The organism is Bacteroides sp. (assembly GCF_029057325.1).
Classification (GTDB): domain Bacteria; phylum Bacteroidota; class Bacteroidia; order Bacteroidales; family Bacteroidaceae; genus Bacteroides.
Window position 1 is genome coordinate 1 of the sequence record NZ_JAICZW010000184.1, and the last position, 14,654, is coordinate 14,654.

At 50.1% G+C, this 14,654-nt stretch carries 11 protein-coding genes, 1 tRNA gene and 1 other RNA gene; 6 read left to right on the forward strand and 7 right to left on the reverse strand.

From position 1 onward, the window contains the following. From K2G43_RS12305 to K2G43_RS12335, 7 genes are all read right to left on the reverse strand, one after another. Positions 1–599 (reverse strand): clostripain-related cysteine peptidase (locus tag K2G43_RS12305; RefSeq protein ID WP_300155650.1); only part of this gene is annotated, 599 nt, incomplete at its 3' end. A 46-nt stretch (positions 600–645) separates the two neighbouring features. Beyond that, positions 646–1,050, reverse strand: a complete 405-nt coding sequence (locus K2G43_RS12310; protein ID WP_300155653.1) for a hypothetical protein — start codon at positions 1,048–1,050, stop codon at positions 646–648. Between the two features lie 135 nt (positions 1,051–1,185). Beyond that, on the reverse strand, positions 1,186–2,046 hold the full coding sequence (locus K2G43_RS12315; RefSeq protein ID WP_297645526.1) for an RNA polymerase sigma factor RpoD/SigA: 861 nt from the start codon (positions 2,044–2,046) through the stop codon (positions 1,186–1,188). Positions 2,047–2,449: 403 nt separating this feature from the next. After that, entirely contained in the window at positions 2,450–3,994 is a 1,545-nt protein-coding gene (locus K2G43_RS12320) for a trypsin-like peptidase domain-containing protein (protein WP_300155656.1), read from the reverse strand. A 306-nt stretch (positions 3,995–4,300) separates the two neighbouring features. Then, positions 4,301–5,638 carry a transglutaminase domain-containing protein gene (locus tag K2G43_RS12325; RefSeq protein ID WP_297645283.1) on the reverse strand — a complete coding sequence of 446 codons (1,338 nt, stop codon included), beginning with the start codon at positions 5,636–5,638 and terminating at the stop codon, positions 4,301–4,303. Then, positions 5,635–6,807 carry a dipeptide epimerase gene (locus tag K2G43_RS12330; RefSeq protein ID WP_300155659.1) on the reverse strand — a complete coding sequence of 391 codons (1,173 nt, stop codon included), beginning with the start codon at positions 6,805–6,807 and terminating at the stop codon, positions 5,635–5,637. Before K2G43_RS12330 ends, K2G43_RS12325 begins: the two co-directional genes overlap by 4 nt. A 10-nt stretch (positions 6,808–6,817) precedes the next feature. After that, complete coding sequence (locus K2G43_RS12335) at positions 6,818–8,029, reverse strand: NlpC/P60 family protein (RefSeq protein WP_300155662.1); 1,212 nt, start codon at positions 8,027–8,029, stop codon at positions 6,818–6,820. Positions 8,030–8,868: 839 nt separating this feature from the next. Between K2G43_RS12335 and rnpB the strand changes: the two genes are divergently transcribed. The 6 genes from rnpB to K2G43_RS12365 all read left to right on the forward strand — a co-directional run bounded on the left by rnpB (position 8,869) and on the right by K2G43_RS12365 (position 14,652). Beyond that, positions 8,869–9,284: RNase P RNA component class A (gene rnpB, locus K2G43_RS12340), an RNA gene on the forward strand. A 177-nt stretch (positions 9,285–9,461) separates the two neighbouring features. Then, positions 9,462–10,787 (forward strand): YihY/virulence factor BrkB family protein, encoded by a 1,326-nt coding sequence (locus tag K2G43_RS12345; RefSeq protein WP_297643018.1) that lies wholly within the window; start codon positions 9,462–9,464, stop codon positions 10,785–10,787. Between the two features lie 97 nt (positions 10,788–10,884). Further along, positions 10,885–12,057, forward strand: coding sequence for a glycosyltransferase (locus tag K2G43_RS12350; protein WP_297643019.1), 1,173 nt, complete (start codon positions 10,885–10,887; stop codon positions 12,055–12,057). Positions 12,058–12,096: 39 nt separating this feature from the next. Continuing rightward, positions 12,097–13,479, forward strand: coding sequence for an MFS transporter (locus K2G43_RS12355; RefSeq protein WP_300155667.1), 1,383 nt, complete (start codon positions 12,097–12,099; stop codon positions 13,477–13,479). Positions 13,480–13,682: 203 nt separating this feature from the next. Beyond that, positions 13,683–14,486 carry an MBL fold metallo-hydrolase gene (locus tag K2G43_RS12360; protein WP_297643024.1) on the forward strand — a complete coding sequence of 268 codons (804 nt, stop codon included), beginning with the start codon at positions 13,683–13,685 and terminating at the stop codon, positions 14,484–14,486. 93 nt (positions 14,487–14,579) lie between these two features. Then, positions 14,580–14,652 (forward strand) — tRNA-Lys (locus K2G43_RS12365). Positions 14,653–14,654 lie beyond the last annotated feature (2 nt).

Here is a 14,654-nt window from a genome sequence, read left to right on the forward strand (position 1 = left end):
TCATACGCCACTTCAATGCTCTGCATAAAACAGGCGTCAAACATCAGAAAGTCAAAATGAGGAGCTTTCTGCAATATCTCTGTCAGTTCAGCTATATTCATGCGGTGGTCGCCGTTACCGGTGTCCTGCCCCACCCAACGGGAAGAAGGAACAGGATAGGGCATCCACCCGTCGCCATGCGACCAATAAATCAACCCATAGCTGCCTGCCTGATAGAGGGGATTCTTGAACACGTCATCAAACACCTCCTGCGTCTCAGCAACGCCCACCGAATTGCGTTTTTCATACTCCTTGACAATCGTCTCCACCACCTCGGTTCCCTTCTTCTCCAGTTCCACCAGACGGGGCGTGCCGGTATCGATATATACCAACAGGTGCATGCCCGAAGTATTCTTCATCTGCAACCATCCCGCCTTCAACTCATCCAAATCCCCAAAGGTAAACTTAGCCAGGCTGTTGTCCGCCGCCATATAGACCAGCACCGTACGCATCTCTTCCAGCGCCGGCTCCTCCGGTCCTTCCGGTCCATCACCATTTTCACAGGCAGTCCATACAAGCGGAAAAAAGAATAAGAGCAATAGATATAATTTGGTTCGCATAAGCAAAGGACTTACAAATTAACGATATGGTCATCATTTATCCGCATCATTCTTGCGGCTTGCTAAAACTGAACGATTCCGGCTTCACTGCCTGCAACACCACCCCATCGTTCTTTCCATACTTACCCTGCACTTTGGCAGCCTCTTTCTCCAGCTTGCCTTTATTGTCCGAAAAATAAATCATGCAAGTGTAATCCGGCTTATTCAGATCATACTCCAGGTAGTTTTTAAACTGATAGGTATATAATTCGCGATGGGGCAAGAAACCGTTCTTGTCCAGCTTCACACTATCCAGCACCTGGATTTCCGTATAATAGACTATGGAATCGTTGAACGAAGCTGCCATCCCGAAAGCATATACAATTTTCTCCTTTTCCTTCCCTTTCAGGGTAAAAGCCGAACACAACACAAAGGCAAGCGCCGCGGCACAAAATGTACGAATGTATTTCATTGAGTTAATTAATTAATGTCAATAATGCGATAATGCGCAGAAACGCACGGGGCAAAGGTATAAAAAAAAACGTACGCCTGCTAAAGACGTACGTTTTTTAATGCCTTCTATTTGTCGGAAACTGATATTTCTTATTTATCCCAAATAAGATTTGAGCAATTTGCTACGATTACTTTGTCTTAATCTTCTGATTGCTTTTTCCTTAATCTGGCGCACACGTTCACGGGTCAAGCCGAATTTGTCACCGATTTCCTCCAATGTCATTTCCTGTTGTCCGATACCGAAAAACATCTGTATGATATCCTTTTCCCTATCGGTTAACGTAGAAAGAGCTCTATCAATTTCCCTCGCAAGAGACTCACTTACCAGAGAACGGTCCGCCATAGGCGAATCGTCGTTTACCAGCACATCAAGCAAGCTGTTGTCTTCTCCTTCCACAAAGGGGGCATCCACAGAGATGTGACGACCGGAAACCTTCAGGGTATCAGAGATTTTGTCAACGGGAATTTCCAGTTCTTCGGCAAGCTCTTCGGGAGAGGGACGGCGCTCGTTCTCTTGCTCGAACTTGGAGAATGCCTTGCTGATTTTATTCAGCGAGCCTACCTGGTTCAGCGGAAGACGCACGATACGCGACTGCTCTGCCAATGCCTGCAAAATGGACTGACGTATCCACCACACCGCATAACTGATAAACTTGAAACCACGTGTTTCATCAAACTTTTCGGCAGCCTTTATCAGACCTAAGTTGCCCTCATTAATCAAGTCGGGCAAACTCAAGCCTTGGTTCTGGTACTGCTTAGCTACAGATACAACGAAACGCAGATTAGCACGTGTCAATTTCTCCAATGCAACACGGTCACCCTTGCGGATGCGCTGAGCGAGTTCCACCTCCTCCTCGACTGTAATAAGGTCCTCGCGACCGATTTCCTGTAAATACTTGTCAAGAGAAGCGCTCTCTCTGTTAGTGATACTTTTGGTAATTTTAAGTTGTCTCATTCTTATAACACAGATTTGAATTGCAAAGGTACGACAATTTATTTTGATACAATAATTCCGCCGTAACTTTTTCACCTTATTTATATTTCGAACAACAGCTTTTCCATTTACGGGAATTAAAGCAGCTATCATTTCGCCTCGCTTCGTCAGGAAATAAAACCGATGCGCCTGACATAATGCCATTGGGAGTATTGGCTTTCATTCCTAAGCCGACCGGTCGGCTGATAACTCCTTTTAACCCCTTAAATGAAGAGCCGTGATTTCAAACGACAAGGAAATAAATTTGCCAACATTGTCCCTTGTCTTCCTAAATAACAAAAGGGCACCGATATGTATATTGCACCGGCACCCTTTTTCGTCATTGTTAGCTATTATTACAATCTTCTTACCTATTACATCCTTTTTATTCTTCCGTCAAATCGACCGCATACATCGCACGCTTACCCGACGGGAACATACCGGTAATGAACAAACCTTGTTCCGGCGACTTGCGAGCCTCTTTCATCACCTTCTCCAAATCATCCACACTCTTCATCGGCACCCCGTTTGCCTTCAGGATGATGAAGCCCTTGCGGATACCTGCATCAGCCATCTTGCCGTTGGTGACACCGGTCACTTCCAGACCGTAGCCCAGATTCAATTGTTTCTTCAGTTCGGAAGATATAGGCTTGAAGGCGGCACCCAGAATTTCCATTCCTGCATCTTTCACCACTTTCGTAGTACCTTGTTCGTTCTTCAAGGTCACTTCAATCGTCTTTTCTTTCTTCTGACGCATCACTTTGACTTTCACCTTGTCGCCCGGACGGTGTTTAGCCAAAGCTTCCTGCAAGTCGGCAAACCGGTGAATGGCCTTGTTGTCAATGCCGATGATGACATCATCCACGCTTATATCGGAACCGGCAGCCGAACCGCCTTCCACGATTTCACGTACCCAAAGACCGTCCACCACACCAAATTTATCGCGTGCCTCGCTCTTCACCTCACTAAACTTCTTGCCACTCTTATCTGTCATTTGAGTATCACCCGGCTCTTCGGTAAGCGTAGTCACGCTCACTCCCAACTTAACGCGCTGCACCGTGCCGAACTGCTTGATGTCGGCCACCACCTTTTTCATAATGCTGGTGGGGATGGCAAAGCCATAACCCGTATTGGAGCCTGTCGGAGAGAACAGAGCGGCGTTGATGCCCACCAATTCACCGGCAGCATTGACCAACGCGCCTCCACTGTTTCCCTGATTAATGGCGGCATCCGTCTGGATGTAAGCCTCGATGCTCTTATCGCCCATGCCCAAAGCACGTGCCTTTGCACTGACGATACCTGCCGTCACCGTAGAAGTCAGGTTGAAGGGATTGCCCACGGCAAGCACCCACTCACCTACTTTCAGAGCATCGGAATCGCCTATCGGAATTGTCGGGAACTCATCTCCCTCAATTTTAATCAGCGCCAAATCCGTCTCCTCGTCCGTGCCGATGATGCGCCCTTTAAACTGGCGGTTGTCATTCAGCGTCACACTGATTTCATCGGCTCCGGCTATCACATGATTGTTCGTCACGATATATCCGTCTTTGGAGATAATAACACCAGAACCGAACCCTGTGCGTTCAGGAGTCTGAATTTGACGTTTCTGCGTACCCCCACGTCCGAAAATATCACCGAAAATTTCCGAAAACGGGTCACGCACCTCTACTTCTTGCACTTTAGAAGCCTGCGTAGAACGTATATGTACAACAGCATGAACTGAATTTTCGGCGGCCTGCGTCAAATCTACCGGCTGTGCATTCGCTGAATCATAAGCAGCCATACGCACATGAGGATTCTGCACAAACATCTCGCTAAAAACAGCGGGTCTCTCTTTTTGGAGCATCTTATAGGTAGTAACCCCTGCTATCCCCGAACTGAGGACCACAATTGCTGCAACTCCAAGGATGTTTTTTGTTGTCTGTTTCATACTAATTTTATTCTTTAATTGTTAATATTCATATTTCGTTTAACATTCTGACGTTAAAATAACAACAAAAAACGCACACTTATTCCGCTTGTCATTCTTTTTTGTCCTCTTTTAACAGAGGATATTTAGGGCTTAACAGCGGTTAACGACAAAGACTGACAAATTAGCATTTGTGTACTATTACTGATTGTTAAAGAACTGACAAATAGGCTGCAAGAAGAAAAGAAAGGAGTTGTCTAGAAGGAGTTATCGGGAGTTAGAAGCCCGAAGTGACAACTCCTTCTAACTCCCGATAACTCCCTTATACTAATAATTCAGATATTCAATCTCCATGTGATAGTCCCATTGCGGAAAATAGAGGTTGCCACTCTCCCACTCCACTTCGCCACGCTGGAAATCCACCGTTTCACTGCGAGGATATTTCTTGTCAGGAAGCAACGGCATGCCGTAATCCGTATTCACAATCATGCGCCAAGAGTCTATACCACCCAAGAAGAAGTACTCCTCTTCGGCATCGCGGGCAAAAGTGGGAATTCCAAACGATTGGTCCACAGGCACCCAACCTACCCCCTCGAAATAGATTTCCGCCCAGTCGTGCAAGTTCCACGCATGCGGGTGCATCATGAAGCCGCTTTGGAAGTGCGCCGGGATGCCACTGATGCGGCACAGCGTGATGAACAGCAGGCTGACCTGCCCGCAATCGCCGTGCCGATGGTCGAGCACATACTCCGGTATGTTCTCAATGGTGGAATACTCGCGTGCGGATGCCCATGGGAAATTGTCGTTCACCCAGCGGAAGATGCGCTTCGCCTTCAGGTAGGGATTGCTCTCTCCGGCTGTCAATTTGGCAGCCAGTTGGCGCAGACGCGGAGAAAAGCGGATGTGCTTCTCGCGCTCGGCGGTATATTCTTTATAGAGGGCGGTAGTCGTGTCGTAGGGCTGCACGTCTTCCGGCTTCAAGTTGTGCCACTCGCCGTAAGAGGTAAACTCAAATGTCTCGGAAAACACGGTAGGCTTACCTGCCACGGCACGCTTCTCCATATACAACGTACTGTGACGGGAATCGCTCAGAGACAACGAATACACCTCTTCACTGGTAGCGATGAGTTCGACATCCTGCTGGCGCGGATGGTCTTTGCGAGGATAGGGCAACCAACAACGCACCATCTTGCCGGCAGGCACCGCATTAGTATCTACCGTCAGCGTATAGGTGACGCGCATACGCTTCGGAGCGACAAGCGCCTTCCCCTCCCGCTTCACGGCAGCCATGATTTCGGGCAGGTGCTCCACATTCACCCTCTCGCTGCCGCTCTGCACAACGCCTTCCTTGGCTGTTTTGATATCACAACAAGCAGGGTCCACCCGAAACAGGTTGGGGCCGGCATTGCGGAAGTAACGCTTCTCGCCGTCCAGTGTCATGCACTCCAAGGCGTTGGACGCCTCCCACCGGCGCATCTGCTCGTCCGTGACATCGGGTATGTACTTGCGGATATACTCTTTCACCTGGGCTTCCGTCAGACAGAAATCCGTCAACAAGCGCCGGTGCAACTCTTCGTCCCACTCACTATCGACTTTACCCACGGGCTTCGTACCGCATGCCGTGGCAAGCAGAAACAAAGCAAAGACATATAATAACTTTCTCATAACTTCACCACTCCAATGCCCGGCAAATCGGGCAACGTTATTTTACCTTTCACCACTTCCATACCTTTGAAACGGTCGTTCGCAATCAGCAGACTGCCGTCCAAATCGGCAAAGTCCACAGCCGGAGAGAACTGGGCGGCGGCACTGATAGCACAGGAAGTCTCTGTCATGCAGCCCACCATCACCTTCATATCCAATGCGCGCGCCAATGTCACCATTTTCCATGCCTCGCGCATACCGGTACATTTCATCAGCTTGATATTGATGCCCGTAAAGACCCCTTTCAGCCTCGGCACGTCCTTCAGGCGCTGTATGGACTCATCGGCAAATACCGGCAGGGGGCTGTGCTGGGTCACCCATGCGATGTCGTCCAACTGCTCCTTCGGCATGGGCTGTTCTATCATTACAATGCCATGCTCCTTCAGCCAGTGTATCATATCGAGGGCATATTGCCTGTCTTTCCAGCCCTGATTGGCATCTATGGCTATCGGCAGGTCGGTCACGGAACGAATGGTTTCAATCATCTCCTTGTCATTCTCCCGCCCCAGTTTCACCTTCAGGATATTGAACCGGTCGGCGCACTCCTTGGTCTTTGCACGCACCACATCGGGCGTATCGATGCCAATCGTAAAAGTGGTGGAAGGCGTCTTTTCCTTGTCCAGTCCCCAAATCTTGTACCAAGGAGCCTGCAATAATTTTCCCACGAGGTCGTGCAACGCGATGTCCACCGCCGTCTTTGCCGCCGAATCCCCTTCCGACAGGGTGTCGATATAGGCCAGTATGTCTTCCAGTTGGAAAGGGTCGGTGAATTGTCCGATGATATCCTGCACCCGCTTCAAGAAAGCCATGACGCTGTCCACCGTACCTAGCTCGCGCTGCAAATAGGGGGGCATGGAGGCTTCGCCATATCCGATGATGCCGTCATACTCCACTTCGACCTGAATGTCGGGGGTAGTGGTACGCGAGTAGGTGGCCACCGTAAAGACATGACGCAACCTCAGCTCATAGGGAAAGAAGCGTAATTTCAGCTTGGGCGTCGCTCCCGCCCTGCTGTTTACGTTGAACAAAGAGGGAACCTCGTTTCCTCCGGCAAATACGCGATTGACTGCCCAACCTGAGCCAAGTGCGGCAAAGGCAGCAGTCTTTAAAAAGTCTCTTCTGTTTTGCATAATCACATTATCACTCTATCACATTATAAAACGGATTCTTGTCTGTTGTATTCAGGCCCTCCTGCTTATTGATATAAGGCAACACACGCGCGGCAAACAACAATCGGTCGAGGTTGTATGCATCGAACAGCACATCGTCGGGGCTGAAACTGCCGACACGGACATCCCCCTGCGAATGGATGAAACGCCGGTTGCCGATATACATGCCCACGTGCACCACCCGCTCCTTGCGCTCCGGAGTGGCCTTGCGACCGAAAAACAGCAGGTCGCCCGGCTGCAAGTTGGAGAAATCGGGAGCGATGTCGATATGTTCGCCCACGTATGCTTGCTGGGAAGCATCGCGCGGGATGATGATGTCGTGCATAAACAAGACGGTACGCATAAATCCGCTGCAATCCACCCCCTTGGAAGAGGTCCCCGCCCACAGATAGGGAACTCCCATCAGTGTATGCGCCGTGGCGATGATGCTGGCGGCATCCTGCTTCAGGCCCGCACGCCACCGCTTCTCGGGCATCGAGATGGATTTGGAGATATAGCCTTCACGACCGTCCGGATAGACCACCTTATAGAACGCGCCTTTCGTCCCCGCCCATTTCAGGCGATTGCCCGCCACCACGTCGGAGACGGTCTGCGAACTCTCCTTCGGTTGCGAATAGACAAACCCGTAGTGCGAAGTCACCACAATCTTCTCGGCCCTGTTCCAGGCATCCAGCTCCTCGCGTGTGACGGGATGAACACCCACCCGGTGCACCCAAGCAATGTAGCGGTCAGAGGTCTGGATGCGATACCAGCCGTCGTGTTGCAACACCCGCACCGGCATCCCCATCAGTCCCTGCGTCATCATCTCCGACGAGAAATCGGGACTGACACGAAGGTTTGCCACCGAAACGTTGAGAATACCATACGTCTTTCCTTCCAGTGCCGCTTCATCCGGAAGCAGTTGCAGGCAATCCATCACCCGATAGCCCCGCCTTGCCAGTCCGTCGAGCAGGCCCTCCTTGGCCGTTGCCGAGGTGGTGACACCGCGCAGCATCACGTTTCGGCCTGAAAAAGAGTAGTCCACGTCGAACAGGTCTGTCCGTCGGTCGGGAGCGAAACGTTGTTTCAAACTATCATTCAATTGCGCCACATCCGCCGGAAGAAGACGGTCGCCCGTTTCCGAAGCAAAGGCTCCAAAGACGGATATCAGCCAAAAAGGCAAAAAGAGAATAAGCTTTTTCATTAGGAACTGAATTTGAAAATGATTAATAGCAGCAAAGCTACAAGTTTTTAATTAAAAATTAAACATTATAGCCTATTTAATTTTTATTTAGCTTCATTTAAGTTTTTATCCAATCTATTTTCCCTCGATTTTTTCAGTTAAAGCTTATGCGGATTGTATTTTACCCGCTGAATCATCCGCCTTATCCGCCCCATTCCTTACTCGGAAAATGGAAGTCAGCCTCAATGGGAGCCGTGGCGGCACACCGGGCACCGACAAGCCCTCAAAAAATGTAAATTATTTTTTCTTCCTCTTTTCGCAACCGACACGTCACGGTGAAAAAACGGTCTTCTCCACTTTCTTCTCCGTTCTCCCTATCCGCTCCCTGACTGACCCATATCAGGGCCTATTCGGCTTCGGACGTTCTTCGGACAAACTCCACTCCCTAGGACCGAAGAATGTCCGAAGAACGTCCGAAGAAACACCGAAGAAACTACGAAGCAGACAAGGACCGGATAAGACGATGACCGGAAGGACGAGGGAGAAAGAAATTTCCGGAAGAGAAATACCCCATGTAAATATTTCCGATTACACAATCTCTCTTTAGGGGAGTTAGCGTACTTATCAAGAATCAAAGTGACTTATAGCCGAACTGGATTGAATCGAAAAAAGGCCTTACACTTATTTTCAGACGCGGATTGAGCGAATAAAGCGGATTTCATTTTTATCGGCTAAATAAATAATCCGCCCAATCCATTAAATCCGCGTCTGAAAAATGAAAACGACTTTAAATGAACCGTGGGATAACGCAAATAATTTTTCATTCTTCATTTATATTCCTTATCTTTGTCGCCCGTAAAGCAGTTGGCCGGTCTGCCGCTTGCGCCTTTCGTGCGTATGAGGAAAGTCCGGGCAACAGAGAGCATCCCACTTCCTAACAGAAAGCCGTCCGCGAGGGTGGAGTAACGTAGAAGAAAAGAACCGCCGCAGCTTCCGGGCTGCGGTAAGGGTGAGAAGGTGAGGTAAGAGCTCACCGGTCTTGTGGCGACACAAGAGCCGTGCGTCTTGGGAGTTGTAAGGTCATGTAAACCGGCGCTACGAGAGCTGCTCGCTCCATGTCGGAGGGTGGACCGCTAAAGCCTGTATGGTGACATGCGGCTCAGATAAATGGCAGACACTTCTGATTGAAGAATGAAGAATGGAAAATGAAAATTTTCCGTCCGGATTTGTTCAATACAATGAGGTACAGAACCCGGCTTATAGGCCGACTGTTTTACTTTTTATTTTTTTACAGACTGATAAGGAGTTATCGGAAGTTATTCGGGAGTTAAAGGCTGATACTCCAACTTGTGTGAAGGGGACTATCCGCTTTCTCTCTCTAAGAGAGTGAATCGAAGTGATAAGTCCTGAATGACTTCCGACAATTCTTTCAAAAAAATACGCTGACAGCTACATGAACAACCGCATCGCTTCCCTTTGGAAATTCCTCACCTACGACATCTGGCGTATCACGGAGGATGAAGTACCCCATACCACCTTTTCGTTGTACAACATCATAAAGACCCTCTACCTCTGCATCAACCGCTTCGCCAAAGACCGGATTGCCAACAAGGCGGCTGCACTGACCTACAGCACGCTGCTTGCCATCGTCCCCATCCTTGCCATCCTGTTTGCCATCGCACGCGGCTTCGGGTTCGACAACCTGATGGAGAGCCAGGTAGTGAACGGGTTTGGTGGACAGACGGAGGCCACGGAGGTGATTCTACAATTTGTCAATTCCTACCTGTCGCAGACCAAGAGCGGCGTCTTCATCGGTGTGGGCCTGGTGATGTTGCTTTGGACGGTACTCAACCTGATTAACAACATGGAGATCACCTTCAACCGCATCTGGCAAGTGAAAAAGGCGCGCAGCATGTATCGCAAGATAACGGACTACTTCTCCATGCTGCTGCTGATGCCCATCCTGATTGTGCTTTCCGGCGGTCTTTCCATCTTCATGAGCACGATGGTGAAGAATGTGGAGAACTTCGCCCTGCTTGCCCCCATCGGCAAGTTCATGGTACGCCTCATCCCGTTTGTGCTGGCCTGGTGCATGTTCACAGGCCTTTACATCTTTATGCCGAATACGAAGGTGAAACTGAAACATGCGCTCATCTCCGGCATACTCGCCGGAACGGCGCATCAGGCATTCCAATTCCTGTATATCAGCAGCCAGTTGTGGGTGTCGCGCTACAACGCCATCTACGGCAGTTTTGCCGCCCTTCCGCTCTTCTTGCTGTGGCTGCAAGTATCGTGGACCATCTGCCTCTTCGGGGTGGAGCTGACATACGCGGGACAGAACGTGCGCAATTTCAGTTTTGAAAAGGATGCCCGCAACATCAGTCGCCGCTACAGCGACTTCATCGTGTTGCTGGTCATGTCGCTCATCGCCAAGCGCTTCGAACAGGGTGCTCCTCCCTACACCGCCGATCAACTTTCGGAAGAGTGCCAGATTCCCATCCGCCTGACGCACGACACCCTTTATGAATTGCAGGAAGTGGGACTGCTGCACGAAGTGGTGTCCGACAACAAGAGCGAAGACATCGCCTATCAGCCCTCCATCGATACCAACAAACTGAACGTAGCCTTCCTGCTGGACAAGCTGGACACCCACGGCTCCGAAGATTTCAAGATAGATAAGGAGCACACCTTCAACAGCCAATGGAAAACATTGCTGGATGCCCGGAAAGAGTATTACAGAAATGCAGGCAAGGTGCTGCTGAAGGATTTGGTGATGTAAGCCTCCTGATGAAGCGATAGAGCCAAAACAGGACTGAATTGCGAGAAAAAACACGAAAAAGCGTTATCTTTGCAATCCGAAAAACGTCTTATGACACATGGAAACATTTGTATTTGATACCACAGAAAAGTTGTCGCTCGCCCTGGCGGGCTTCCTGTTCATCATCCAGACTTGCTATTATCTCTGCCTCTACAACCGCATCTGCGCACGCAACCGGGCACTGAAGCAGGGCGACGTGCACTTCACGCAAGAAGTGCCTCCCGTATCGGTGATTATCTACGCCTGCGAGGAGGTGGAAAACCTGCGCCGCAGCCTGCCCGCCATATTGGAACAAGACTATCCGCAGTTTGAGGTCATCGTTGTGAGCGATGGGGATGCAGACGGAAGCGAAGATTACCTGTCGTCGCTCGGAGAGCGGTATCCGCACCTCTACCACAGCTTCGTACCCGACTCTTCGCGCTACATCAGCCGACGGAAACTTGCCATCACACTTGGCATCAGGGCCAGCAAATATGATTGGCTGGTAATGACCCACGCCGACAGTCTGCCGCAAAGCGACCAGTGGCTGCGGCTGCTGGCACGAAACTTCACCCCACGCACCCAAGTGGTTCTGGGCTACAGTGGCTACGAACGCCGCAAAGGATGGCTGCACAAACAGGTGGCATTCGACAACCTGTTCGGCTCCATGCGCTATTTGGGCTTCGCCCTGGCAGGTGCTCCCTACATGGGCATCGGACGCAACATGGCCTACCGCAAGGAATTGTTCTACAAACAAAAAGGATTTTCGGCACACCTCAACCTGCAACTGGGAGACGACGACCTGTTCATCAATCAAGTGGCAAACGCCGACAACACACGCGTAGAGACCGACGCAAAGGCCATCGTGCGGATGCAGCCCGTACCGCGTTGCAAGGAGTGGCGGGAAGAAAAAATAGGCTATGCCTCCACCGCACGCCACTATCGGGGCATGCAACGCCAGTTGGCGGGGCTGGAGACTCTGACATGTTTGGCGTTCCACGCCTCATGGACAAGCGCTTTGGCTATCGGCATCGCTCACTTGCACTGGCTGACGGCGGGTGTTGCCTTCCTGCTTTTCCTGCTGCGTTTCGCCGTGCAGGCAGTTGTCGTAAACCGCACGGCCAAGGAGCTGGATGAGGAGCGCAGGTATTACTTCAGCCTGCCGTTGTTCGACCTCCTGCAACCGATGCAGTCGTTGCGCTGGAAGCTGTACTGCCTGTTCAGGAAGAAGAGCGAGTTTTTAAGAAAATAGCCGTAACCATAAGAATCATAACCAAAAACAATCATAAGAATGACAAAATCACCCTTGACATCCTCCAAAGGCTTCAGCAGGGCTTTCTGGGTAAGCAGTACGGTGGAACTGCTGGAGCGCATGGCCTATTATGCCATATTCATCGTTCTCACACTCTATCTTTCCAACATCTTAGGCTTCAGTGATTTTGAGGCAAGCATGATTTCCGGCTTGTTCTCGGGCGGACTCTACCTGCTGCCCATCTTCACGGGAGCGTATGCCGACAAAATCGGGTTCCGGAAGTCGATGATTATCGCCTTCGCGCTGCTCTCAGTCGGATATCTGGGCCTGGGAGTACTCCCTACGCTGCTGGAAGCGGCAGGATTGGTGGAGTATGGAGAGACCACCCGCTTCTGCGGACTGCCGGATAGCGACAGCCGGTGGATGATTGCCCCCATCCTGTTCATCATCATGGTGGGAGGTTCGTTCATCAAGTCCATCATATCGGGGTCGGTGGCCAAAGAGACCACGGAGGCAACCCGCGCACGAGGCTATTCCATCTTCTATATGCTGGTGAACATCGGCTCTTTCACCGGAAAGTCGGTGGTGGACCCCTTGCGGAACTTTATCGGTGACCAGGCATATATCTACATCAATTACTTCTCGGCAGTCATGACGGCTGTAGCATTGCTGGCTGTCATCCTATTGTATAAATCGACACACACGGCAGGCGAAGGCAAAAGCATGCGCGAAATAGGGCAAGGCTTCCTGCGCATCATGACCAACTGGCGCTTGCTGATGCTTATCCTCATCGTGACCGGCTTCTGGATGGTGCAGCAACAGCTGTATGCCACAATGCCCAAATACGTGATACGCATGGCGGGCGAAACGGCAAAACCGGGATGGATTGCCAATGTGAATCCGTTTGTGGTAGTCTGCTGCGTAAATTTCGTTACCCGCCTGATGGCAAGACGCAGCGCCATCACTTCCATGAGCATCGGGATGTTCCTGATTCCGGTTTCGGCGCTGTTGATGGCGTGCGGCAATCTGCTGGGAGGCAACCTTATTGCGGGTGTAAGCAACATCACCCTGATGATGATACTGGGCATAGTGGTGCAGGCTTTGGCAGAATGCTTCATCTCACCGCGCTACCTGGAGTATTTCTCTTTGCAGGCCCCCAAAGGCGAAGAGGGGATGTATCTCGGATTCAGCCATCTCGACTCGTTCCTCTCCTCCATCTTCGGATTCGGACTGGCAGGCGTGCTGCTGACGAAATATTGTCCCGACCCGGCGCTGTTTGAGACGCGCGAGGCGTGGGAAGCCGCCAGTACTCATGCACATTACATCTGGTATTACTTTGCCGGCATCGGATTGGCTGCGGCGATAGCGTTGCTTGTTTTCGCCAAGACCACCGAATACCTTGACAAAAAGAAGAAGGCGTAGTTTTTTAATATATTGGCGTACTTTTAGTATATTTGCGCCTCAAAAAGAAGATGTATCAACATAAGAAAAGGATAATGGAATAATAGATATTAGGCACGGATTTCACGGATTAATCAAGAAAAAAACATGCAAATCCGTGTAATCCGTGCCTAAAAGAAAGCGAAATGCATGTTTTGACACATCTACTAATTAATGAGACAAAAATGAAAGTAAAATTTATAAGCCTTGCCAGCGGAAGCAGCGGCAACTGTTATTATATAGGTACAGAGAAATACGGAATACTTATCGATGCCGGCATTGCAACACGAACCATAAAGAAAGGATTGAAGGAAGCAGGCATCGGCATGGAGATGATACGTGCGGTATTTGTGACCCACGACCATGCAGACCACATCAAAGCCGTAGGCGGACTGGGCGAGAAACTGAACATCCCTATCTATACCACCGCCCGCATACACGAAGGCATAAGCAAAAGCTATTGCATGACAGAAAAACTGCATACCTCCGCCCGCTACTTGGAGAAGCAACAGCCCATGCAACTGGAGGATTTCCGCATCGAATCGTTTGAAGTGCCCCACGACGGTACGGACAATGTAGGCTACTGCATCGAGATAGACGGAAAGGTCTTCTCTTTCCTCACAGACCTTGGTGAGATAACACCTACCGCCGCAGAATACATCCAAAAAGCGAATTACCTCATATTGGAAGCCAACTACGACGAAGAAATGCTGCGCATGGGAACCTATCCTCCATACCTGAAGGAACGAATCGCCAGCCGCACCGGCCACATGAGCAACATAGCCACTGCCGAATTTCTGGCGGAGAACATAACGGAACACCTGCAGTACGTCTGGCTTTGCCACCTAAGCAAAGACAACAACCATCCTGAATTGGCATACAAGACCGTGGAATGGAAGTTGAGGGAGAAAGGAATCATCGCAGGAAAAGATATACAATTGTGTGCATTGAAACGTACCACCCCTTCTGAATTGTATGAGTTTGAATAAAAAAAGCCGATTCCATCGTAAAAAAAGGTAGATTTATTTGGTTAGATAAAATAAAAGGACTACTTTTGCACCCGCAAACGAGAAAGCAAGCATGCACTCTTAGCTCAGTTGGTAGAGCAACTGACTCTTAATCAGTGGGTCCAGGGTTCGAATCCCTGAGGGTGTACA